The sequence below is a fragment of the Microcoleus sp. B4-D4 genome (genome assembly GCF_036705185.1).
Taxonomy (GTDB): Bacteria; Cyanobacteriota; Cyanobacteriia; order Cyanobacteriales; family Microcoleaceae; genus Microcoleus.
The window spans coordinates 175537-200100 of sequence record NZ_JAUBTX010000006.1 but is presented as its reverse complement, the minus strand read 5'-3'; the positions used below and the strand labels follow the sequence as shown (position 1 = coordinate 200100).

18 protein-coding genes and 1 tRNA gene are annotated in these 24564 nt (G+C 44.3%); 11 read left to right on the top strand and 8 right to left on the bottom strand.

Features of this window, described 5'->3' with window-relative positions:
* Positions 1-47 precede the first annotated feature (47 nt).
* Entirely contained in the window at positions 48-1112 is a 1065-nt protein-coding gene (locus QUB13_RS08025) for an NAD-dependent epimerase/dehydratase family protein (protein WP_333379975.1), read from the top strand.
* A 677-nt stretch (positions 1113-1789) separates the two neighbouring features.
* On the opposite strand, the gene QUB13_RS08020 is transcribed toward QUB13_RS08025, so the two are convergent.
* Positions 1790-2389, bottom strand: a complete 600-nt coding sequence (locus QUB13_RS08020) for a hypothetical protein (protein WP_333379974.1) — start codon at positions 2387-2389, stop codon at positions 1790-1792.
* 188 nt (positions 2390-2577) lie between these two features.
* Positions 2578-3261, bottom strand: a complete 684-nt coding sequence (locus QUB13_RS08015; protein ID WP_333379973.1) for a class I SAM-dependent methyltransferase — start codon at positions 3259-3261, stop codon at positions 2578-2580.
* Positions 3262-3311: 50 nt separating this feature from the next.
* Between QUB13_RS08015 and rfbC the strand changes: the two genes are divergently transcribed.
* The 4 genes from rfbC to QUB13_RS07995 all read left to right on the top strand — a co-directional run bounded on the left by rfbC (position 3312) and on the right by QUB13_RS07995 (position 7699).
* Complete coding sequence (gene rfbC / locus QUB13_RS08010; RefSeq protein WP_194009709.1) at positions 3312-3857, top strand: dTDP-4-dehydrorhamnose 3,5-epimerase; 546 nt, start codon at positions 3312-3314, stop codon at positions 3855-3857.
* A 2-nt stretch (positions 3858-3859) separates the two neighbouring features.
* On the top strand, positions 3860-4732 hold the full coding sequence (rfbD, locus tag QUB13_RS08005) for a dTDP-4-dehydrorhamnose reductase (protein WP_333379972.1): 873 nt from the start codon (positions 3860-3862) through the stop codon (positions 4730-4732).
* A gap of 121 nt (positions 4733-4853) precedes the next feature.
* Positions 4854-6632, top strand: a complete 1779-nt coding sequence (locus QUB13_RS08000; protein ID WP_333379971.1) for a hypothetical protein — start codon at positions 4854-4856, stop codon at positions 6630-6632.
* A gap of 92 nt (positions 6633-6724) precedes the next feature.
* On the top strand, positions 6725-7699 hold the full coding sequence (locus QUB13_RS07995; RefSeq protein ID WP_333379970.1) for a glycosyltransferase family 2 protein: 975 nt from the start codon (positions 6725-6727) through the stop codon (positions 7697-7699).
* Positions 7700-7864: 165 nt separating this feature from the next.
* On the opposite strand, the gene QUB13_RS07990 is transcribed toward QUB13_RS07995, so the two are convergent.
* The 5 genes from QUB13_RS07990 to smc all read right to left on the bottom strand — a co-directional run bounded on the left by QUB13_RS07990 (position 7865) and on the right by smc (position 18240).
* Complete coding sequence (locus tag QUB13_RS07990; RefSeq protein WP_333379969.1) at positions 7865-9697, bottom strand: DUF6798 domain-containing protein; 1833 nt, start codon at positions 9695-9697, stop codon at positions 7865-7867.
* Positions 9698-9801: 104 nt separating this feature from the next.
* Positions 9802-12009 carry a hypothetical protein gene (locus QUB13_RS07985; protein WP_333379968.1) on the bottom strand — a complete coding sequence of 736 codons (2208 nt, stop codon included), beginning with the start codon at positions 12007-12009 and terminating at the stop codon, positions 9802-9804.
* 44 nt (positions 12010-12053) lie between these two features.
* Complete coding sequence (locus tag QUB13_RS07980) at positions 12054-13076, bottom strand: SGNH/GDSL hydrolase family protein (RefSeq protein ID WP_333379967.1); 1023 nt, start codon at positions 13074-13076, stop codon at positions 12054-12056.
* Positions 13077-13348: 272 nt separating this feature from the next.
* Complete coding sequence (locus QUB13_RS07975; protein ID WP_333379966.1) at positions 13349-14365, bottom strand: PRC-barrel domain-containing protein; 1017 nt, start codon at positions 14363-14365, stop codon at positions 13349-13351.
* 68 nt (positions 14366-14433) lie between these two features.
* Positions 14434-18240: a chromosome segregation protein SMC gene (smc, locus tag QUB13_RS07970; protein ID WP_333379965.1), complete on the bottom strand. Its 3807-nt coding sequence runs from the start codon at positions 18238-18240 to the stop codon at positions 14434-14436.
* 390 nt (positions 18241-18630) lie between these two features.
* Between smc and murA the strand changes: the two genes are divergently transcribed.
* The 6 genes from murA (at position 18631) to QUB13_RS07940 (ending at position 23406) form a co-directional block, all read left to right on the top strand.
* Positions 18631-20025, top strand: a complete 1395-nt coding sequence (gene murA, locus QUB13_RS07965) for a UDP-N-acetylglucosamine 1-carboxyvinyltransferase (RefSeq protein WP_194009068.1) — start codon at positions 18631-18633, stop codon at positions 20023-20025.
* A gap of 206 nt (positions 20026-20231) precedes the next feature.
* Positions 20232-21104 (top strand): M48 family metallopeptidase, encoded by an 873-nt coding sequence (locus tag QUB13_RS07960; protein ID WP_333379964.1) that lies wholly within the window; start codon positions 20232-20234, stop codon positions 21102-21104.
* A tRNA-Leu gene (locus tag QUB13_RS07955) sits at positions 21083-21164 on the top strand. The genes QUB13_RS07960 and QUB13_RS07955 overlap by 22 nt, the downstream gene beginning before the upstream one ends.
* 58 nt (positions 21165-21222) lie before the next feature.
* Positions 21223-21390 (top strand): hypothetical protein, encoded by a 168-nt coding sequence (locus QUB13_RS07950; protein WP_333379963.1) that lies wholly within the window; start codon positions 21223-21225, stop codon positions 21388-21390.
* A 77-nt stretch (positions 21391-21467) separates the two neighbouring features.
* Positions 21468-22343 carry a DMT family transporter gene (locus QUB13_RS07945; RefSeq protein ID WP_333379962.1) on the top strand — a complete coding sequence of 292 codons (876 nt, stop codon included), beginning with the start codon at positions 21468-21470 and terminating at the stop codon, positions 22341-22343.
* Between the two features lie 139 nt (positions 22344-22482).
* Positions 22483-23406: a spermidine synthase gene (locus QUB13_RS07940; protein WP_333379961.1), complete on the top strand. Its 924-nt coding sequence runs from the start codon at positions 22483-22485 to the stop codon at positions 23404-23406.
* A gap of 628 nt (positions 23407-24034) precedes the next feature.
* Here the strand turns inward: QUB13_RS07940 and QUB13_RS07935 are convergent.
* A complete protein-coding gene (locus QUB13_RS07935) occupies positions 24035-24562 on the bottom strand; it encodes a heavy metal-responsive transcriptional regulator (protein ID WP_442922141.1) in 528 nt (175 codons plus the stop codon).
* Between the last annotated feature and the right edge of the window lie 2 nt (positions 24563-24564).

Sequence of the window (24564 nt, the reverse complement as noted above, 5' to 3'; positions counted from 1 at the left end):
GACTGAAGTCCTTACTGCGAACCATATTTTAGCAATAATTTTAGTTAATGCCTGAAAGAATTTTAATTGTTGGCGGTGCGGGTTTTATCGGCAGTTGTTTGGCAATTGGCCTGAAGAAACTGCACCCAGAATGGCAAATAATTTGTTTGGATAACCTGCGCCGCCGGGGTTCGGAATTGAATATTCCGAGGCTTAAAAGTTGCGGGATTCAGTTTGTTTACGGGGATATTCGCACGGCGGCTGATTTAGATCCAGTTGCGCTCAATGCTGATTGTATTATCGATTGCGCTGCGGAGCCTTCTGTGCTGGCTGGTTTTAGTTCGCCTCAGTACGTTTTGCAGACGAATTTGCTGGGTACTGTGAATGTTTTGGAGTTGGCGAGACAGACTGGTGCGAGTTTGTTGTTTTTGTCTACGAGTCGGGTTTATCCGATCGCCAGCGTGAAATCTGTTAAGCTGTTGGAGTTGGATGAGAGATTTGCGATCGCCCCGGAGCAAACATTACCCGGTATATCCGAGTTAGGCATATCAGAAAACTTCCCATTAAAAGGACACCGTTCGCTTTACGGAGCAACTAAATTAGCATCGGAATTGCTGATTGAGGAATACAGGGAAGCATACAACCTGCAAGCAATTATTAACCGCTGCGGGTTAATTACCGGTGCTTGGCAAATGGGTAAAGTCGATCAAGGAGTTTGCGGTTTGTGGGTGGCTGCTCACTATTTCCAAAAGTCGCTGAATTATATCGGTTTTGGTGGCAGCGGGAAGCAAGTTAGAGATTTGCTGCACGTTGAAGATTTGTTGAGATTAGTTAATTATCAGTTAGAAAATTTTGCTAAATTTGACGGCGAAGTTTTTAATGTAGGCGGCGGTTTGAGCAACAGTCTTTCTTTGGTTGAGACAACTGATTTGTGCCAAAAAATTACCGGGAAATCGATTCCGATTCATCCTGTTTTGGAAGAACGGGCGGGGGATATTCCGATTTTTATTACCGATTCTTCTAAGGTGATGGAAAAAACAGGATGGCGGCCTAGGATTGGCCCCGAAGCCGCTTTGCAGGATATTTATGATTGGATTGCGGCTAATGAGGCGGTTTTAAGTTCGATTTTGTAGGGATTTTTTACACCGCAGATGTCTTGTGAAATTCGGTAATAAAACCATTTATTCTGCGCTAGGGAAACGGCTGTACCCTGTCCTGTTTCATCCCTTCGGGTGTAACGCCATTTTCGGCAGTATTAATTATTGCCGTTGAGGTCGAGGTTTTCGATGATGGGAATTTCTGAAGGTGAAGAGGCTATTATCCGCAGGTTAATATCAACTATTATTTGATTTTTTTCAAGAATTATATTGGCTTTTTTTATTGAAAATTTTATTGGTAAACAATCACCTGATTCAGATTCAGGTGACGACTGAGTTTCATATCCTGCGTCCTCCAGCCATTCACAAGTCTTTCTCAAGTTTTCTACCTTTTCAACGGTTTTTGTGTCGGTGAGTGCTTAAAAACTTTGATTGACATACCTTATGAGGGCATGAATATTGCGCGCGTTAGGGGGTTTTACGGATGCCGATCAAGCTACGCTAAAAGCCTGACGGGGCGGTGTGCGATCGCACTTTGTAGAAAATCCATATTTTCGTTTTCGGCAAGTGCGATTCAAATTAAGATGTTGCACCATTCTCAATAAGCTTAAATAAACCGGGTTTATGAATGAAAAATATACGTTTTGGCGTTGAATTTTTGCTTCTATTCCCGGTTTATGACTATGGAAGATATCAGATAGAAACGAAATTTTCTATCGCCTGGTCGAGCGCAATTTTTGCGTCAAATTCCAGCAGCCATTACGATGCTGAAAAATATAAGCCCCCGGTTCTCCATAGGTTTTGACTAAATCTTCTGACTCCGTACCAGTGGTATTTCCAGTGTACTTATATTGAGCCTTGATATAATCCACTCGAAACCTGTCTTTAGAGACGCGCCTCAAATCAATTTTTAGCCTCGTATAAGGACTATTATCGACACTAGAAGGGACAAGCATAACCCAACGGTAATCCCGCAAGCTAATGCTAAATTCATCGTCTTGACGGCGCATCATTTCCAGCAGTTGGCTGGGATTTTCATAATTTCGTACTTCAATACGATTTGCTGTGTAAGTCGATCGCATATCCGTCCCTTGACTGTCTTGGCCCCTCACGAAATTCTGAAAAAACTCTTTGTATTCATCAGGCGCACAGTATGCAGGTACGGCTGCTTGACGCGGTATATTGTCTGTGGTTTCCGATTGGGTGATGTTTTGTTTTTGCGTTGGGATACTTTGGGCGCCGGAGGGGGCATTTGCACTATAAATTGGGATGAGTGCTGTGAATATTAGCGGTATCAGCTTGCGATAATTCATTAATTTTTGAATTGATTATGGACTTACGAAGCTCAAAAAAATCTGGTTTTTAACAGAATTTAGAGAAAATTGAATTGGGTAGTGAGTCGAGAATTGCCTTAGCGAAGCCCTCGCAGAGAATCGTACTTTCTTCAGTCCGATCGGGCTGACTTCGTGTGTATAGACGCGGTTTCAAGCGCCGACTCTGATCAATATAAATTATAACTATGCTTCGATGCTTTGACAAACATTTGACCTCCCAAAAACCGCCACAAAAAAGGCAATTTTAAGTAAATTTTTAACAGCAGCGGTGAGGCAGGGCGCCCTTTCGTTGAAAACGGTAAAAATCTCGGTATCATTTCCTCAACTTTAAACCCCACAGTTTGTAAAAGCTCTTGCAACGATAAGTGCGTAATCGGTAGCTGATGATCGATAAAATCGTAGTATTCTTTGTAAGAGTATTTAAAATTAGGCTGAATTATCAAAAGAGAACCGCTAGGCTTCAGCGCCTCAAAGCAAAACGAGATAATTTCTACAAGTTCCTCTTTGTTGCGGAGATGTTCAAAAAAATTAGAGATAAATATCCGGTCAAATTGTTCGGCAAAAACGGATTTATCTCCATAGTTCAAAACATCGATATTCAGTATTTTTACATCGGAATTTGCAAATAACTTTGAATCGGGATTGAGATCAATCAAGCATTTTTTGTCAGCCAAAATTTGATTGATAAACTCGCAGTAGCCTCCGCCAATATCTAAAACGGCTGACTCTGGAGGAACATAATCTTGTAAAAACTCATCAATTAGAACTTTCCAGAGTGCCACCTTGGCTTGCATTTGGCGGGAATCAAATCGGTTAGCGTACAACTTTTTGAGATATGTGTCAGTTTTCATAGTAAGATACCATAGACTAAGTATGAGTTTATCACGCGATACAGGCCACTATGAACGTTATATCTACCGAAATACCTGAAGTTTTGATAATTGAGCCGAAAATTTTTGGAGACGATCGCGGTTTCTTTTTCGAGAGTTTCAATCACCAAGCTTTCGTAGAAAAAACAGGCGTAACGACAGAATTTGTTCAAGACAATCATTCCAAGTCTTCTAAAAATGTCCTGCGCGGTTTGCACTACCAAATGCAGCAGCCTCAAGGTAAATTGCTGCGGGTAATTGCGGGCGAAATATTTGACGTAGCGGTGGATATTAGAAAAAGTTCGCCGACTTTTGGGAAGTCCGTGGGCTGTTTATTGAGTGCAGAAAATAAACGGCAACTTTGGGTGCCTGCAGGTTTTGCTCACGGTTTTTTAGTAGTATCAGACATTGCTGAAGTTTTGTACAAAACTACAGATTACTATGCACCTGGACACGAACGGTGTATTGTATGGAATGACCCGGATTTGGCGATCGACTGGCCGCTAGATGGTGCCCAACCAATCTTATCAGCTAAAGACAAAGCCGGACAAACGTTGAAAAAAGCTCAAGTATTTTAATCGTGAAAATTTTACTCGCAGGCGGCAGCGGACAGCTAGCTCAAGAATTGCAGTCAATTTTATTATCTTCGGGAGAGGTTATTGCGGTCGATCGCACTCGCGTCGATTTGTCCCAACCCGAAACCATCCGCCAAGCAATGGCAGAAATTCAACCAAATTTAGTGATCAATTCCGGCGCTTATACTGCGGTAGACAAAGCCGAAAGCGAACCAGAATTAGCACAAACAGTCAACGGCATTGCACCGGGAATTTTCGCAGAAGAATGCGAAAAACTGGGAGCAACTTTGATTCACTTTTCCACCGATTACGTCTTTGATGGCAGCAGCGGTTCTGCTTATCTCGAAACAGATTCTACTAACCCGCTGGGAACTTACGGGAAGTCAAAATTAGCCGGTGAGGAAGCAATTCGGCAAGCGGGAAACCGACATATTATTATTAGAACCGCGTGGGTTTACGGCAACGGCGGCAAAGGTAATTTTGTCAAAACTATGCTGAGGTTGGGAAAGGAAAGAGAAGAGATTCGAGTAGTAGCAGATCAGATCGGCAGTCCAACTTGGACAGGCGATTTGGCTGCTGCGACTGCCCAAATTATCCCGAATCTAGGGCCAGAAACTTTTGGAACTTACCACTATACTAACAGCGGTGTTTGTAGTTGGTACGATTTTGCGATCGCCATTTTTGAAGAAGCAGAAAAACTGGGCTTTCCCCTCAAAATTAAGCGCGTAATTCCCATCACTACCGCCGAGTATCCGACACCCGCAAAACGTCCCGCTTTTTCGGTTCTTTCTACGGTGAAAATATCAGCACTTCTGGGCGTGCATCCTCCCCACTGGCGGCAAGGGCTCAGACAAATGCTGGCAAGAGAAATGAAGTAAGTAAGTAAAAAATTGAAAAAGCGAGGCGAGGGCGGGTTTTGTTCGGAAATTATCTGTTATATGCAAGGTTTCTCGGCTAAACCCGCCCCTACGAATAAAAATTATTTGTGTTTACTAATTCATGAAACTTCAAGAAAAATCTATTTTAATTGCCGCATCAGTCCTCGGCATTCTCATACCAGCATCCTATATTTTGTACCTGATATCGCAAGCGGGAGACTTGTCTAATTTTGATTATTGGTGGATGACATGGAATTTTTATTCAGTAGATGGTTTTTCGACAAATCCTTTTAATTGGATATTTCGGGCAAACGAGCATTTTGTCTTCATTCCGGCAATTATCTACGCCTTGAATATCGCTGTCACCAAAGGCTCAAATATTGGTTTGTGCTTAGTTGCCTGGTTTTTAGCTTTGATTCAGTGCCACGTACTAATTGCTTTGCTGCCATTAAATTTGAGGCGCTATCCTCTGCTATTTATATTAATTGTCCTTAGCATTTCTATTTTTAGTTTTACACCGGCGGCGGCTCACAATTGGATGCGGGGATTCAGCGGTGTTCACTGGATAATTGCTAATTTATTTGTAATTTGTTCTATATTTTGTTTGCAATTTTATGCGAAGTTTTTGTTAGAAAAAAAAGAGGCGCAACCCCTGAATATTCATTCCCATCCAGAGCCTGGAAACGAGGGATGGAAACCAAATAACTGGGTAATTGGTAGTATTGTGTTTGGAATTTTAGGCTGTGTTAGTTACAGCACTCCTTTGGGTTTGTGGCCGATATTGTGTGCTGCTGCGGTTGTGCTGCGGTTTCCTCGGCGAATAACTTATTGGTATTTCGGTGCTTCGATTGCAGTGGTTGGTCTTTATTTCTTAACTTATAAAACTCCAGCAAATCACCCTTCTTTAACTAAAGTTAACCCGCTCAAAGCTCTCGAATATATTCCGATTTATCTCGGTGGAATTTTTAGCGAAGATGTGATTGTCGCATCAATTTTTGGTATAATTGGTTTGATTGCTGTAACGGGTTTTATCAGTTATTGGCTATTTGTAAAAAAAGTAGAGCGCCTAAATTGGCTGCCTTGGCTGTCAATTCAATTGTACGCGCTACAAACGGCGTTAATGGCCGCTGTTAGCCGATCGGGATTTGGCATCGAACAGGCCACCGCTTCCCGCTACGCGACACTCCCCGCCTTGTTTTGGATGAGCACAATTGTTCTCGCAGTCTTGTGCGTGCGGGAGTTTCAAGCGGCACCGAGAATCCAAAAACGTTGGCTGACACTGCTGTTTGCAGTCACCACAGCCGCCGTTATTTTAATGTACGGGGTGGGAGGCGAAACTGCAATGGCGATCGCCCGCAGAGCAACCTATCAACCATTAGTAGCACTGTCACTGCAATTAGGCATCACCGACATAACATTAATTAAAGACAAAGTAGGCAACAAACCGGCGGCATTTGTCGGATTAATCGATGCTTTAAAAACTAACAACTTAGTACCATTCAATCGAAACATCAAAAAACACAATTTCTGTGCAGCATTAGACACACAAATCGATTCCAATTTACTTTCAGCACCCAAAGACGGAGTACCCGGATATTTTGATACAATAACTACCCTCGCACCGACTGCCGCCAGAGTAATTGGCTGGGTGGGAGACCCCGAAAATAATGTAAAATGTATTGCCATTCTCAACCAAGAAAATGTCGTTCGAGGTTTCGCAATGTCAGGATTTCCGCGTCCCGACTTAGTTAAATTGTTTGGCAAAGCCTATCAATTTGCAGCTTGGAGAGGATACGTTCAAACATCGCCAACAGATACATTATTGACAGCCTATGCCTCATTTAAAAACCGTCAAGGCTGGGTAGCTTTGCGAAACTCCCAAGTTCTCGATAAAAACTAAAACACCTCTCTTTCTCCTTCTCTGCGCCCTCTGCGCCCTCTGCGGTTAATAAAAAAATCTCATTTACAACACAAATGAAATAGAATAGCTTTATGCCAAAAGACCTCAGTTTCGTAATCCCCGTTCACAACGAAGAAGCCACCCTCAAATTGCTGTTTGAAAAAATAAAAATTGTCATGTCCCAAGCAGAGATTGACAGTTACGAAGTCATTTTCATAGACGACGGCAGTCGCGATGCTTCTTGGCAAGAAATTGCAGATTTAGCCAGCACATATCCTAAATTAATTAAGGCCATAAAAATGCGCCGCAACTTTGGCAAATCCGCCGCACTTTTAGCCGGATTTCGCAATGCAGCAGGGAGAATTATCTTTACTCTCGATGCCGATTTGCAGGACGACCCAGCCGAAATTCCCAAATTTTTAGAGAGTTTAGAATTGGGATTCGATTTAGTTTCCGGTTGGCGCAAACAGCGGAACGACCCGCTTTCTAAAACCTTACCTTCCAAGCTGTTTAATGCCGTTGCGTGTTTGATGACTGGGGTAAAAATGCACGACATGAATTGCGGTTTTAAAGCTTATCGCCGGGAAGTTTTGCAGTCGATTAAATTGTACGGGGAATTGCACCGCTACATTCCCGCTTTAGCAAACAATTTGGGTTTTAAAATTGGTGAAGTAGTCGTCGAACACCATCCGCGAAAACATGGAAAATCTAATTATGGTTGGGAACGTTATGCGCGGGGTTTTATTGATTTGTTGACGGTGTTAGCCACGACGCACTATTTGCACAAACCCGGTCATTTGTTTGGGGGATTGGGATTGTCTTTTGGCTTAGTCGGAAGTATTTCGCTTGGTTATTTGATTGTTATTTGGTTTCTGAATTTGGCGGGGATGGGTTTTGGGCCGATCGGGAATCGACCTTTGTTATTTTTTGGGATTTTGTGTACAATTCTGTCGGTGCAGTTGATTTCTTTAGGGATTTTGGCTGAGTTGATTGCGCGGAATGTGGCTGCTGATTATGTGGATAAGCAGATTTGTGAAATTATTGATGATTCGGGTTTTGATGTTTAACCGCAAATAAGATTTGGCGGTTGAAACTTACCAGAAACCGCCCAGCAAATAAGATTCGGCGGTTGAAACCGCATCTACACAAACAAAGTCGGCCTGCGCCGACTAGAAGATGATTCGGCGGTTTCAACCGCCGAATCATCTGATTTCAAATTTTAAGGAATAGTATTACCTAATTTTAAACAGTATCCATTTACCTTGTTTATCTACTATTTTTCCGTCAATATTTGGATGCCAATCGCTGCGAGTCAGAATATAATCGGCATGATAGTTTATGGCTACTTTGACTAAATCCGCACTGCTGCGGCGGATGAATAAGTCATTTCCTCCCCAAATCATTTGCGGGTTTAAGGGAACTCCTAAAATAGCTTCCATGCGATTTTTCCACTGTTTAATGCCTTTGTCGGTAAAAGGAAAGTTCTTGAAGTTGACGACAATCGCTCTTTGGGATAAAAATTGGAAACTGGTAACTGATGGTGGAATTAATACGAGTGCGTCTGGGCTGCTAATTTGCGAAAATCGCACAGCTAATTTGCTTAAATCGTCGGTGGGAACGGCATTGATATTAATTCTTGTTTGAAATACATTTAATATGGGTTTTGGTAGAATTCCGGCTACTCCCAGAACTAAAATGGCAGTGGCTAGCAAAGCTAAAATATGAGTTATAGTCTGTTTTATAGATGTAGCAAATGATGTTTTTTGGAGGATGAATGGAAAAGCGAGAATTGAAAAAAAGATTGGGAGGGTGATTATTCGATCGCCTATTATTTCCCATGAATTAGTCAGCGGATATGTTAAGCTAAAAACAAACGTTCCTGCTGCCAAAATCCACAACAATATATTGTATTTTTTGGGGAATATGTAGTTTTTATTTTGCCAAACTGCGAATCCTAAAAAAATGACACCTCGAAAAGGCAAAGTCATTACAGAGAGTACGAACAAGCTAACAGGTGCTTGTTTTTGCGAGTCAACTTCATCTAGCGTCAAAGCAACCGCAATAAATATAATTATTTGAGCAAAAGGTACAGTTCTAGCTAGTTGTAGTTTGGCAATAAAAGCCAGCGGGTAAACTTCGACAAATATGTAATTTAGGAACAGTGCAAAAATTGAGGTTCCGAGAATTACGTAAAACTTTATTTTGTCTTCTTGTGGTAGTAAATTTGTTTTTTTGATGCAAAGCAAGCCGCCAAGAATAAAACAGATAAAGTTGAACCAATTCCCGACAGCCCAACTTGACGGGAGGATGTGGTGGGGATTGCGGACTTGGGCGTGAATGAAGACAAACTCGGCGTTGTCGATAGTGTGAGTGCTCGTAGTACCTGTTAATAACATGGGTACGTATACTATACTTGCCATTGTGGCTAAAAGTGCGATCGACAAAATCAACGTTTTAATCTTCCGCCGCCTTACGGATTCAATCATTAAAACGGGAACCATCATCAATCCCGGTAGCAAACCCACTAAGAATTGCAGCAAACAAGCTAGTCCAAAAAAGAAATATCCTGTCAACCATTTTTGACGCAAACTAAAGTAAATTCCCCAGATTGCGAAGGCCATCGCGAAGGTACTCGGTACTGATTTAGTGGAAAATATCAGGGTGTTGCCAACATCTGTAAATGAAGCGGCTATACATAAAAAAGTCATCGCTGCTGCGGGCAGTTTGGAATCAGTATAAATCTTGATAATTGCGTAGCAGGCTAGGATAAATGAACCGAAGGCTAGGAATTGATAAATAAAATGCGCTAGGGGAATGCTTGTTCCGAAGTTGGCTAGCAAATAGATGATATAATAATAGTAATATCGTGGATTAAACTTAACCATTTCCTGAACGTAATAATCGTTTTTGTACAGTTCAGGATTTAGCATAAATTCAATTGGTGGCACTTCGGGAAAATTGCCGCCAATGGGAAAAATGTAGCCAGTTGCCATCAGGGAACCGATGATGACAAAAGTATAGAGAGATAGATTAAAATACCTGTGGGATTTTTGATTATTCTGCATTAATAGTTGATTTTTTTTAGCAGATATTAGGTTCGACCGTTCGGAGTTGGGTGCTCTGTTGACGAATTAAGCAGGAATTGTATTTCAATTGAAGGAAGATGATATTATTTAGGCTTGCTGCCTACAGATAAATTGTTAATTTCTAGCGGGCATTGGTTTGTTAATTCCTGTTTGTCGCTACTCAATACTTCAAGCAGCAAATAAATTGGATTTTTACCGCCAACAGATAGATTTAGATCGATCGCACTTTTGCCACCATACTCCATCCTCGCAGAGTCTATCAACTTACCTTGTTTGTCCCACAAAGTCAAGCGCAGGGCAACTCCCGGACATTGCTGGTTAAGTAAAGCGAGTTGGCCGGTAACTTGCGCCCTGTCTGAAATAGCACCTAAATACAGAAAAGATGTATCGAGTTTCGTGCTATTTTTAATGGGAGGAGTTACAATTTTATATAGGTTATCCGATTCTCTACTGACTGAATAATTGGCACTTGTGTAAATTGACTGACGCAAACTAATCCAATCTAACTGCCCGCCCGGTCGATCGACTATTTGTTGCTGCATCGCGTATAAAGTGCGAACTGCTGTGCCTGTATCCGTGGGACGAATTCTCCGATAAATGCTGACAGTCACGCCGTTTTCTAACTTAAACTGTTGTGGTAACAACTGGAAATCGCGGGAAATTTCCCAGTTTTGAGTAAAGACATCATAGATAACTTTAACAACATCTTGCTCGTGCGATCGCAAAACTTGTTCGTCTGTCGGTAACACCTGCTGAAAAGGCACAGCAACCGCCGCATATTGCGCCTGTAACAACTCCGGTAGCGGGTAACTATCGCGGGAGTCAATTTGCGGCCTCCCGATGGTGTTTAACTTCCACCAACCCTCCGGCGGGTTTAATTGCCGATTAGCTTGTCTGAGTATATTAGCATTAAAACTGTTAGAAGCACCTGCAATATAAATTGGTTCTTCATCCGGTGCTAATTTTCGTAGAAACTCTACTAATTTTACAACTTCGCCGTAGTCCGATCGCACTAACGGCCCAAAATTACTCACAAACAGTCTTGACAAATCAACCTTGACAGGAATCAACCCCACGGCTGCATTCACAATCAGGTAAAAACCCGCCGCGCCCAGTATCAAATAGCGGACTTTTCCCTTGAGTGTCAGCCAAGTTGTCCAGAAAAATGCCGATAATCCCAAAAGTGCGATCGGTGTCACATGAATTGTATAGTGCAAGTAGCCGTAACGCAACACCAAAAGCCATTCAACCAGCGACAAAACCCCAAACAAAGAAACAAAAATAGTCGCCCTAGGAACCAGAGTCCGCGTCACAATCCCCGCCGAAAAACCAATCAGTACCAACAGCCAAGTTCCCAAACCGTAAAAAGACGCATAACGAATTAAAATATCATCAACCGGCAAACTCCAAGCCACATATAAATTGCGATAGTTAACTGTCAGAGCACTGCGAGTAAAATCTCCCGCTACCAACATTAAAACACTAAAAGTAGTCGCAGCTATCAAACCCAATTTGATCCCCGATTCAACCAAATCTCGGTAGGGAGAGGGCAATGCCGAATCTCTACGGTATATTTGTACGATAAACTCTATCAAAGCCTGTAAACTAGCCGCACCCAAAAAGGCGATCGCACTATAAGCAAAATGTCTCCGCAACAGAATCGCCACCGCCAGACAAACCCCAATTAACGGAATTTTCCACCAAGATTTCAGCTTAACATCCTGCAAATAAACCCAAATCGCCAACCCTACAAATACGCAGCCCCCCGTATCCAAATATCCCCGCAAAGTCGGAATCCAACTCATTGGAATCAATAAACTCAGCAGCACAGTTGACCAAAAAACCCGCTGCGGATAAACTGGAATAAGCCTTGCAGAAATTCCCCCCAACAACAAGCGAAAAGGCAGCACATAAATCAGCGAAATGCTGAGAATGTAACTCAATCGAGAGTCACCAAATAACAGAATAAACGGCACTAACGGCAGAGAAATTAATAGATTTTTTTCCTTAGCCAGCGATTCTATAACTCCAGCCAATGCTTTCTGTGGCGAGTCTCGAAATAAATTAGCCGTATTGACTGTAGCGGTGTTGTATCCCGCGTAATCCCACCAATAAAAAGTACGTTCGCTAGATACATAAATTGACGTTACTCCAATTGTTAAAAGAACAACTAAAAACAGAAAAAGTCCATCAATCAGAAACTTGCGACTCAATTTTAAATCAAATAATCCCATCACTGTAACAACCCCAAATAACTCCTCAACTTCCTCTTTATTCCTATCCTTTGGCAACGGCTTCGCCGAACGCGCCCTCAGCGCCTTCGCGGTTCATTAACTCACTTCAAAACAGTACCTTGCAAAAAATTATCCAACTTATCTGCATATTGCCGGTTCGCCGTTGCACTCGGATGAATATCATGAGGTAAATTATTATTTCCCGGTATTTTCAAATCAACCGAAATATCTACTGTCGCAATTCCCTCATGACTTAACTCATCCAACATCTTAGCAGAACCCGCATTAATTCCCGCAACAACTAACTTAATATTATTAGCCTCAGCTACCCGGTTAAATTCTTCAATAATTGCCTTAGAAACATCGTGACTTTTGTACAATTGCTCCTCAAATTGATTGTAATTAACCTCTAGCAAATTTACTAAGGCGGAAACTCGCATTAGCGGCCACTCGCGATATTCAAGTTTTTTCATGCTGTAGGTAAAATTATTTTCTCCATTCAGCCTAGCATCGGGCTGCAACAGAATGCCGAGTTTATTCCAAGCAACCATTTGTTTGCTTCTCGCCCTCAATAAAGTATTGCGCCTATCGTGAAATCCGGCATAGGCAATTACGACAATTTTTGGTTTATTTGCTTGTTTTAGTGCTTCTTTAAATTGAATAAACGAGTGCAGCGTGCCGTAGCCGTTAACGCCAAAATTTACTATTTCATACTTAGGTAATCTTTCTTGTAACAACCACGCATAAGTTTCGCTGTCATTCAATGACCAACCGTAGGTAAAAGAACAGCCAAATATCCATATTTCCGGCTTGTTTGACGATTGATTGTAGGTGTTGAGCGGGTGTGTTATTCTTAAACTATTATTGAGATGAGTGGCGTTAAATGAGTAGTTGCCGTTAAGCGTGACTTTGAATTTTCCGGGTAAATGCCTGTAACCGAGTTGCGAATCTTTAGTGAAAAAGTTACCTTTCGGTTCCACCGCCACATCGACATTTTCTATTTGCCAGGGTTTGTATCCGGCAACTCGCAAGACAATTTCAGCGGTGGTTGCAGAGAGCAATATTGGAAAAATTAGATAGGTTATTAATCGGAATGTAAATTTTTTGAGTCTGCCTTTTTTCATATTTTATATTATGTCCGATCGATTAACTGCAGTAAGGTTCGTAGTGCGGACTAAAGTCCGCTTTCATGCTGCGGACTAAAGTCAACACTACGAACCCTTTTTGTTATGATAATCAACCGAACATGATATTAGATGGTGGCTACTCGTTACCAGGAAGAAATGGGGGTAGGCCCGCACCATCCACCACCCCTAGATATGTATAAATCCTGCAAGGATTGCTATATCTGTAGCCACCGGTTTTAACCGGTGTGTTACTACTTCTGTGGTGAGTTCTAATAACCAGGTTCTTCCTCGTACTCAGGAGTCTTAGTTTTCTCAGGGATATTCACCCGAGGAGCATTGTAAGGCTTCGGCGCTTCATCGTCAGCCCAAGCATCCGCCTCCACATCATCCTCATACTCGTACTCAACCACAGGCTGCTTCGCGCGAGAAACCTCCGGGCGAATGTACTGCTTTTCTTCGTACTCTTCTTCCTCGTAATCGTCTTCGCCGCCCCAATTATCTTCTTCGTAATCCTCATAATCGTCGATCGCCGATTGGGGTTGTGCTACTGCGCGCATCTGCTGCCGCACCGGCGGCCGGTTCCACTGCGAATCGTCGTCCCAAGGAACTTCCTCCAATACAGGCGCAGCTACCTTGCTACGCATTTCCGGTGCAGGTATCCGCACGCCCGGGCCTAATTGATATTCCGTAGCAACGGGTTTCGGATAATAGCCTTGCTCGTCCTCTTCGCGTTCCCAAGGTGCTTGGCCCAAACCTACGCGCTCTAGCAAACCTACGCTAAGCTGCCTGAGCCTTTCTTCGGAACCTTCAAACACAATCAAGCGGTTCGGGCCGCTGCTGACAATTTCTTCAATCCCTAACTCGTAAGTGCTGAGAACTTGGTCGGGGATTTGGGGGATTCCTAGGGAAGCGATGATGATAGAAACTAACTTACCGTCTTCGGGGTCGAACCTAAAGCCGCGCACTCTACCCAAAAGTTCACCGGTTTCGGTAATAACTTCGCTGTTAATCAAAATGCTGTAGATTTCAACATCAACATCATCTTCGATCGCGCTTTCATCTTCCACCAACAGCACGTCGCCGATTTCGCTAACATTGCTGAGGAACATAAACCTGGGCATTCCAGCAACTGCGAACATATTATCGCGCAGACCGATCGCCACAACCTCTCGCCGATCGATGTCCACCCACAATTGACTGACTACACCCAAGCGCTTACCTCTGTCGCGGGTGATGACTTGAGTGCCTAGAATATCGGAGCGTTGGCAGATTTGTTCGGATGTCATTATAACTTTAATCCTGATTTATCAAGTATATATATCACTGAACACGGTCATCAACAGATACTCCGGGACTACAACTTAAGTCCGATGACTTGAGTATAAGCTCCCCGCGCTTGAGTAACACCAATTGTACGCTCTGCTGATTGAATCATAGGTCGCCGCAAACTCACAACAATAAACTGGGCTTGTTCAGACTGTCGTTTTATCATTCTAGCTAATCGCTCAACATTTGCCCCATCCAGAAACATATCCACCTCATCAAAAGCGTAGAACGTAGACGGGCGGTAGCGTTGTAGCGCAAAAATAAAACTCAGCGCCGTCAGCGATTTTTCGCCTCCAGACATAGAAGCCAGCCGCTGTACGGGTTTCCCCTTCGGGTGAGCGACCAAATTCAAACCGCTGCTGAAGGGGTCTTCCTGGTCATCTAGCTGAAGATACCCGTCCCCTTCGGAAAGTTCCGCAAAGATAGTCTGGAAGTTTTCGTTAACAGCATCAAAAGCTTCTTTAAAAGCGCGCCGCCTCAGCGTGGTAAAGTTTTCAATTCTCAACAGCAGTTCAGTGCGTTCTCCGGCCAATGTCGTCAACTTTTGACTCAATTCTTGGAGGCGTTCTTGAGTGCGGTTGTACTCTGAGAGGGCTAGCATATTCACAGGTTCTAGGGCTTGAATGCGTTTGGCGATCGCCTTTACTTCCTGCTGCAATTCAGTCAAATTAGCTTTCTCGACATCTTCGGGAATCGACGGCACCGGATCGGGCATTTCCGCCCGCTGCGCGTCCAAGAGAGTGCGGGCGGCCGCTAATTGTTCCCGGCGTTCTTGCTGGGTTTCGTGGAGTTTTTGCAACTGCCATTGTAACTGTTGTTTGGCTAAATGCTGCTCTCGCAGTTGAGATTCTGCCCGATCGCGATCGCCCTTTTCCACCCCCAACTTTTCCTCAATTTGAGCCAAAGCAGCCTTAGATTCAGCAATTTGGCGATCGAGTTCCAACTGCTGCGAAACAATAGCAGCGATCGCATCCGCCCCCGCATTTTGCTGCACTTGCCATTCCTGCAATTTCTCGCTGCCTTCCTTAATTTTCTCTTCCAAACGCCCGAATTGATTTTTCAAGTCTCCTTGGCGCTGCTGGGCGGTTCTGAGAGCCAATTCTCGCTCTTGCAGTTGTGCTTCCAAAGCGCGCAAACCCGACTGCATTTGCTGCCATTCGCTGTGACTGTTGGACTCTTCCAACTGCGCCAAAGTTTGGCGGTACTGCTGCAATTGAGTTTCTTGGACGGGCAATTCCCTCTCCAACAACTGCAATCTCGACTGCGAATCAGTTAATTCCTGAGTATTTTTAGCAATTTGCGATCGCACTTGTTCCTGCTGCGCTTGCAACTTCTTAATTTCCGAATCCAACTGTTCCCACCGCAACTGATTTTCGCGTAAATTCTGTTTCGCCTCCATCAATTCTTGGCTGCGAGTTTTGACAGCAACAGCAGCGCGATCGATCGCAATTTTGCACCGTTCCAAAATCCGCTCAATTTCCTCTAGACGTTCTTGCAAAAAGGCGATCGTCCGGGCTTCATCCGCCGCCACACTAGCATCAACCGTGCCAAAATGCAAAGTTGACCTATTACTAGAACTTCCCCCAGTCATCGCCCCGCTAGTTTCCAGAATTTCCCCATCCAAAGTAACAATCCGGTACTGTCCCAAATAGCGGCGGGCATCAGTGAGATTGCTAAACACAACCGTACTGCCAAAAACATAAGCAAAAATTTCCTGATAGCGCGTATCGCAATCAATCAAATTCACCGCCGCATCCACAAACCCCGCCGCGCGCCGCAAATTTTCATTCACCGAAAACCGGCCGCCTCGAATCTTATTCAAAGGCAAAAACGTCATCCTTCCCGCCCGTTTTTGCTTCAACAATTCGATCGCCGCAGCCCCCACACTGTCATTTTCCACCACCATATTACCCATGCGGCCGCCCGCAGCAATTTCCAGCGCCAACTGAAAGCGCGGCTCCACCCTACCCAGTTGAGCCACCAAGCCGCAAACTCCGCCAATTCCGCTTTGCGCGACAATTTTTGCAGTAAACGTGCCTGTCGCTTCTTGCAGTGCTTGAAACTGCACTTCTAGCTTGTCTAACTTGCGCTGTCTTTCGCGCTGTTCTTCCAGCAAGCGAGTTTGAGTTTCCTGTTGCAGTTGCAATTCTTGTTCGGATTCAACTAAAATCTGATTCAGCGATTCTACTTGCAAAGCAGCAACTTTTTGGGTTTCCCCAAGGCTAGATTGCTGAACTTTTTTCGCTGCGATTTCCTGTTCCAATAGTTGCAGCGATTGGTTTTGTTCTTGAATTTGGTTTTGCAGGCGATCGGCTCTTTCGCCAATAGTAGCTTGTTCTGTACGCTGGGGTTCCAAAGTTTGTTGAATAGTTTCGATTTGGCGGTGCAGTTCCGTTTGCTGCTGCACCCAAGCTTCTGCAGTAGAGGCGATCGCATTTGCAACATCTCTATTCCGATCTAAATTTTCCCGCGCTGCGTCTCGCTGTTCCTCCAAAACTCCTATTTGAGACTGAATATAAGATATTTCAACCTCAATTTGCTCCAAACTTTGCCGAAATTGTCTAACTTCTTCCTCAGTTTGTGCTATATTAGCCGCCATTTGTCCGGCGGTTGCTTCCAAATCCTGTTGGCGATTTTGCAATTGTCGCCGCTGGGCTTCCTGAGTCGCAATACTTGCTTGCAAAGCCAACAATTCCGACTCACCCAAAGCTTTAACACGGGCATTCAGCGCGTCAAGTTCGGTAGTTGATTCTTGAATTTGGGTGCTAATTGTTTCCAGTTGTTCGGTGAGAGAAGCAATATTGCGATCGCCCGATTCGATTTGTTCCCGCAGTTTCCATTCTTGCTTTTGCAACTGGCGGAATCTCAGCACAATTTCCCACTGCGACTTTTCTTGAAATTCCGCCCGCAACCTTTGATATTTTTCCGCTTTTGTGCGATCGGAAGCCAGCCTGTCGCGCTGAGAAATCAGCTCTTTTTCCACAATTTGGCTGCGTTCTTCCACATCCTTAACTTCATCCAACTTTTGCCTAGCTAAGGATATTTTGCGATCGAACTGAGCCACTCCCGCCAATTCGTCAATAATTTCTCGGCGTTCCTTAGCATTCATCGAAATAATGCTAGTAACATCTCCTTGCAAAACGACATTATAACCTTCGGGATAAATTCGTAAACGGTTTAGTTGTTCGTGGAGTTGAGTCAGCGTGCAAGGTGCGCCATTAATATAATAAGTTGAAGTGTAAGTTCCTTGACGAGTTACTCGGAGTCGGCGCGTCACGCTCCACTCATCCGATTTTAAACTTGGTATTTTAGATTTTTGATTGGATGATTGTCCGTTGTTTTGAGTTGCCGCAATTTCAATTTCTGCGACTTCTTCAGCAGATAAATCATGGGGCAATTTTGGATTTTGAATTTGAGATTTTAAATTGGATGATTGTCCGTTGTTGTCTTCAGTTTCGGGAATTTCGATTGCTTCTACGTCTGTTGCTTCAACAGACTCAACAGACAAATCATCCGCTACATTTTCTTCCCCATCCTCATCTTCAGCTTGGGTGAACCATTCATCGCCCACATCTTCCAGCGCAAAAGTCGCAGTCACGCTAGTTTCGATGGTACCGCGCTTGTTTTGGCCGCTGTTGACCAAATCCGGCAAACGTTCAGCGCGCATTCCCTTAGAAGTGGAAAGTCCCAGACAAAACAGCAAAGCATCGAGGATATTGGACTTCCCAGAACCGTTGGGCCCGGAAACCACGGTAAAACCGGGCAGCACGGGAATGGACGTTGTGCCGCCAAAAGATTTAAAGTTAGTTAGTTCGATCCGTTTAATGTGAACCATATGCTAGGACTAGCTTTGGCTCTATCTAGGTTGTTGTCACAGAGTAACACAGGCATTGGGGCGATCGACAATATGTTAATTTTCCAGCATTGTCGATCGAACAGGTTGTTGAGACTTTTGTCAATAACCCCAGTCGCGCGGTACCCAAAAAACTGGTTGAGAACGGTGCCACATTTGCAACCACACCGAAAGCCACCTCAAGTCAATTTTGATACAAATAATTAAATTATGATATATCGAGATTATTTGTGCGATCGCACCTGAAATCCTTGTCCCGACGGAATGCTAGCAAAAAAAATACCTGAAATTTCTAACATCCCCCCTGGACATCTAAAAACTTTCCGGTAAAATCGAACCAAAATTAATAATGTATAAAGTAACAAACCACATATGGAGGGCAAACCCATTACACCAGCTCAGAACTCGTCTAACCTGTCAGCTTCACCCGAAAGCGACCAAGAACTATTACAAATTTGGGGTCGCCAGCCCTTGAAAGGACACGTCAAAATCAGCGGCGCGAAAAACTCAGCCTTAGTCGTGATGGCGGGAGCGATACTGTGCCCCGACGATTGCCGTCTCCGCAACGTTCCCGGTCTAGCCGACGTCGCCCGCATGAGGCAAATTCTCTCGGCTGTAGGAGTCAAATTAGAGCAAAATGGCGACGTTCTAGACATCAACGCCAGCCACCTCATAGACGCTCAAGCCCCCTACGAATTAGTCAGCCAACTGCGGGCGAGCTTTTTCATCATCGGGCCGCTGCTAGCCCGTTTGGGATTTGCTAAAGTGCCTTTACCCGGAGGTTGCGCCATCGGCGCGCGGCCTGTAGAACTCCACGTTCGCGGCCTGCAAGCCCTAGGCGCTGAAGTCCACATCGACCACGGTACAGTGCACGCTTACGTCAAAGGGCCCAACCGCCGCCTCAAAGGAGCCAAAATTTATTTGGACTACCCCAGCGTCGGCGCAACCGAAACTTTGATGATGGCGGCGACTCTGGCCGAAGGAGAAACCGTCCTTGAAAATGCGGCCCAAGAGCCGGAAGTCATCGATTTGGCAAATTTCTGCCGCGCGATGGGAGCCAAAATTCAAGGCGCAGGTACAAATACGATCGTCATTTCGGGAGTTCCGAGACTGCACGCGGTAGACTATTCAATTATTCCCGATCGCATCGAAGCCGGAACATTTTTAATCGCAGGAGCCATCACCCACTCAGAAATCAGTTTGTCGCCGGTTATTCCCGACCACCTGACTGCAGTGATTGCCAAATTGCAGACAATGGGGGCGAAAATTATTGCCGAATCCCCCGACATTCTGCGAATAATTCCCGGCAAAATTCACACTGCCACAGACATCGAAACTTTGCCTTATCCTGGTTTCCCCACAGATATGCAAGCTCAGTTTATGGCTTTGCTAACTCTGAGCGAAGGAGACAGCATCATCAAAGAAACAGTATTTGAGAACCGCTTGCGCCACGTAGCAGAACTCAACCGCATGGGCGCAGACATTCGCGTTAAAGGCAATGTCGCCGTAGTGCGCGGAGTCTCGATGCTCTCAGGAGCGCCGGTAGTAGCAACAGATTTGCGGGCTTCAGCGGCTTTGGTGGTGGCGGGACTTGCGGCCGACGGCGTAACCACAATCAGCAGCTTGCAGCATTTAGACCGCGGCTACGAGCAATTGGAGGTGAAGCTGCAAAAATTGGGAGCGAAAATGCGGCGTCTCAAGGAGGGAGAAGACCAAACTAAGGCTGAGGCTCCTGTCAATCCCGTGCGATCGAGCTTAAACTGTTAGTTAGTCAGCAGTCAGTTGGTAGTGGGCAGTTGTCAGCGGGCAGTTGTCAGTGGTAGTGTGTCAAACCCTTTTTGCGTCAGTCTTGTGGTTCTTCCTTAGCAATTCTTCGCTAATCATTAAGCAATGAATGACAACTACCAACTGCCAAATACCAACTGCCAACTGCCAACTGCCAACTGCCAACTGCCAACTGACTCACAACTAAAATGTCAAACATACCGCTCCGAGGTTTAAAAGCAGACCAGTTTCGCCACCCGCTAGACTTGGCAGCCACCAACTCTCTCAAACAACTCCCCGGATTAGATTTGATTGTGCGGCAGTTGCTGGGACAACTTGGCGAACAGTTTTTCAGGCTCGAAAATCTGGCTTCCAGCGTCCAAGTCGGCGAAAATCAATTGCCCCATCTGCATCAATTGCTGTTGGATGCCTGCAAAACTCTAGATTTGGAAGTGCCGCAGCTTTATGTCCGCCAGCATCCGATGCCGAATGCTTACACCTTTGCGATGCGGGGAAGGCAGCCGTTTGTGGTGATGCACACTTCGCTGATTGATTTGCTCACAGACGAAGAAGTTAAAGCAGTAATCGCTCACGAGTTGGGCCATTTGAAGTGCGAGCACGGAGTTTACCTGACTCTGGCTAATTTAATTGTATTGGCCGCCGGTCAAATTTCCCCTCTGGGAACCGTACTCGCCCAGGGTTTGCAGGCGCAAATGCTGGAATGGTTGCGTTGTGCAGAATTTACGTGCGATCGCGCCGCCTTGCTCGCCACCCAAGACCCAAGAGTGGTAGCATCGTTGTTGATGAAACTGGCAGGAGGTTCGCCGACTTTAGCTCCAAAACTGAATGTCGATGAGTTTTTGGCACAGGCGCGAGCCTACGATGACCTCAGCAGCACGGAACTGGGAGAAATGCTCAAACAAGCTCAAACGGCTCAGTTGTCGCATCCTGTACCAGTATTGCGCGCCAGAGAGATCGATCGCTGGGCAAGTTCAAAAGATTATGAATCTTTGCTTGACAAAAATCGATCGGCGCTTTATGATGGTGAAACCGATAAAAAGGGCGGGTGGCGAAATTGGTAGACGCATCAGACTCAAAATCTGACACCGAAAGGTATGAGAGTTCGATTCTCTCCCTGCCCACTAATAAAAAAGCTTAATAAATATAGGGTTTCAGATGATAAGTCTGGAGCCCTAATTTATGTTGGGAATTGGGAATTGGGAATTGGGAATTGGGCATTGGGAATTGGGAATTGGGAATTGGGCATTGGGAATTGGGCATTGGGCATTGGGCATGGGGCATTGGGCATGGGGCATGGGGCATCGGGCATTGGGCATTGGGCATTGGGAATTGGGCATTGGTAACTAATGACAACAGTCAACAGTTAACAATCAACAGTCAACAGTCAACAGTCAACAGTTAACAGTCAACAATCAAAAAATTTTATGGGTGAAATCGCCGCTTTAGGCGCTGCATTTGTCTGGGCTTTATCTTCCACAATTTGGCAGCGAGTAGGACAGCAAATCCCCGCAGTGGTGCTAAACTTGCTCAAAGGCGCGATCGCCCTTTTCATGCTTTTAGTCACTGTAATAATTTTAGGAAAACCCTTCCCCGCCGTCAACCCCAATATTTTAGCAATGCTGCTGATCAGCGGCGCATTAGGAATTGGCCTCGGAGACACTGCTTTCTTTATCGTATTAAAATATTTAGGTGCGAGGCGAACGCTGCTTTTAGAAACCCTATCTCCTCCTTTAACAGCTTTATTCGGCTTGATATTTTTGCAAGAAAACCTATCGCCCATTGCTTGTACGGGCATACTTTTAACAATCTGCGGCGTAGCTTGGGTAATTGCCGAACGAACAGCCGAAACCACCTTACCATCAAAACAGCTTTGGCTGGGATTAGGCATTAGTTTATTAGGACAAACATCCCACGCCGCCGGAGCTATTTTATCCCGCGCCGCCTTCGCTCAAACAGATATCGATCCCTTATGGACAGCGGCCTTGCGTTTGAGCGGGGGAATTGCAGTTATGTTATGCTTTTTAAACCCAAAAAACCTTGGGACTTGCAAACAATTAAAAGCGCCAAAAATATTAGGTGCAATAATTTTAGCAGCTTTTTTAGGAACCTATCTCGGAATTTTCCTGCAACAAACTTCGCTGAAATATGCGCCCGCAGCGATCGCCCAAGCACTCAGTTCTACCAGTCCCCTGTTTGTACTGCCTTTAGCCGTGGTAGCAGGCGAAAAAGTCAGCTTTCGGGCAGTTTTGGGGGTCGTTGGGGCGATCGCTGGAATTGCGTTATTATTAAGTTTGAAATGATTAAATGTGATAAGAGAGATTTAAGATTTTAGATTTGATACCACTTCCCAAAAAGAATGAAACTGTAGGTCGGCTCCCAACCATGATAGTCATCAGTGATTCCCCAATCTAAAATCTAAAATCTAAAATCTAAAATCGTATGAGTGATTATTTAGGCGATCGGCAAAATAGCAAATTAGCAGCTATTCGCCAACAAATCAATTGGCTGCAGCAACAACCAGACGGCACTTTATTTCAAAAAAATTACGGCGAAAACTGCATAGCAGTCAAAAAAATTAATTCATTTCTACTCCTACTTTTAGCAGACACAGAAACCTTAACTACCAAGGTAGCTCAATCAATTCTAGACCTCAACAATCCACTAAACTTAATCTTTCCCTATGCCAGAGCAATGATGCTAGCATTAGTCTGGAAAAATTCACCCCAAAAAATATATATAATCGGCTTTGGCGGTGGCAGCATTCCCAACTATTTTCACCACTACTTCCCTCACGCGATCGTCGAATGTACCGATATTGACCCCATAGTAGTCGAAGTTGCTCAAAAGTTTTTTGGAATTCAATTAGACGACAAACTAAAAGTAACCATTCAAGATGGTCGCGAATATCTTGCCGGACAAAACACCACAATAAAAAATGATATAATTATTGTGGATGCTGGTTTTGGTAGCGGCTATATGCCCTATAAATTGGTGACACAAGAATTTTACCAACTTTGCAAAACTCGCTTGTCAAGCGCGGGCGTTGTAGTTGTCAATTTGTTCCACAATCAAAAGTTTAATGCGGCGGCGGTGAAAACTATTCAAAGTGTGTTCGCACAAGTTTATTTATTCAATTTAGACCAGGGTAACACCATTGCGATCGCGACTAATGCTCCCGATTTAACTCAAAATGAAATCTTTTTGAAAGCAGAAATTATTCAAGATTTTTATAATTTAGAATTTTCCTTAATAGAATTGTCGCTTCAGCTCAAAAAAGTAGCGCAATTGCCAGAATGGGTGAAAATTTGGGAAACACTACCAATTTTTACAGATGCTCCAATTCCGGCGGAATATTTCGAGTAATAATTGCACGCAAACAACTTTAATTGTAGGTGTCCAACTCGCACTAAGCTGTTGTGCATTTAAATTGTATATTTGGACGCTCGATCCAAAATCTTCTCCCCTCTCCCCCTCAATCACCATACACAATTGCGATGCACAACAGCTTATAATATCGTTTCCGCTTGCATCGGAATGATTTAACCACAGAGTACGCAGAGTACACAGAGGGAGAGAATACATATCTGAATCATTCCGATGCTACCGGATTTGATATAACGCCTCCGGCTGCTTGTGTTTGTGCAGCATCGCTATAGCAAGTAGCAAGTCCAATCAGTCAACGATCGATACTAGCAAACATCTGTCTAAAAAATACTTGACACTGAAATTGTGGGGGTGTATTATAAAAGTAGTGTAACAAAATAACAACATGAGACTAAAAAGTTGGGAGTCTCCCCGCAGCGAGGGCAGAAACTCCAAAGGTAAAGGCGGATCAGCCAGGGCTCGACAGCTCAAAAAGCAACAGCAAACTCTGCGAAAACAGTTAAAAGCTCAAAGCGATCGCTCGAAACACCAAACAAACCACCCACCAAACAAGCAAGGGAAGGAAACCCATAATTCCTTCCCTTTTTTTGTATCTTTTTGCCGTTGCTCAATCCCGCTGAATGTTGGGACAAATCGTGCTACTAATCCGATCGCGCGAGGGTTGCTCTTCCCAGCAGTTGAGAATACCTTGCAACTCCCCTTTCAAAGTTTCTAAAGCTGCTATTTGCCCGGAAATTTCCTCTACCTTCAAAATTAGATACTGTTTTGCTTCAGAGCAAGGCAAGTCTCCCCGATCGCGAACTTGTAAAATATCCTTAATCTCCTGAAGGCTCAAACCCAGAGTTTTAGATCGTTTAATAAACGCCAATCTTTTGAATACTGCCTCGCCAAACAACCGATAACCAGCGGGCGATCGTTTTACCGCCGGAGACAACAAGCCCATTTGCTCGTAGTAGCGAACAGTTTTCACAGACAAACCGCTACAGGCAGCTACGGAGCCAATTTGGTATAATTTCTCGGCAACAGAAATATTCATTAACCAAGCCTCAAAAATCGAGCAGCGAAAGACTTTTCTGGTCAGATCTCGATACTGCCTCAGCCCTAGAAAGTCGATCGCCACATTCCAGAGTGCCATTG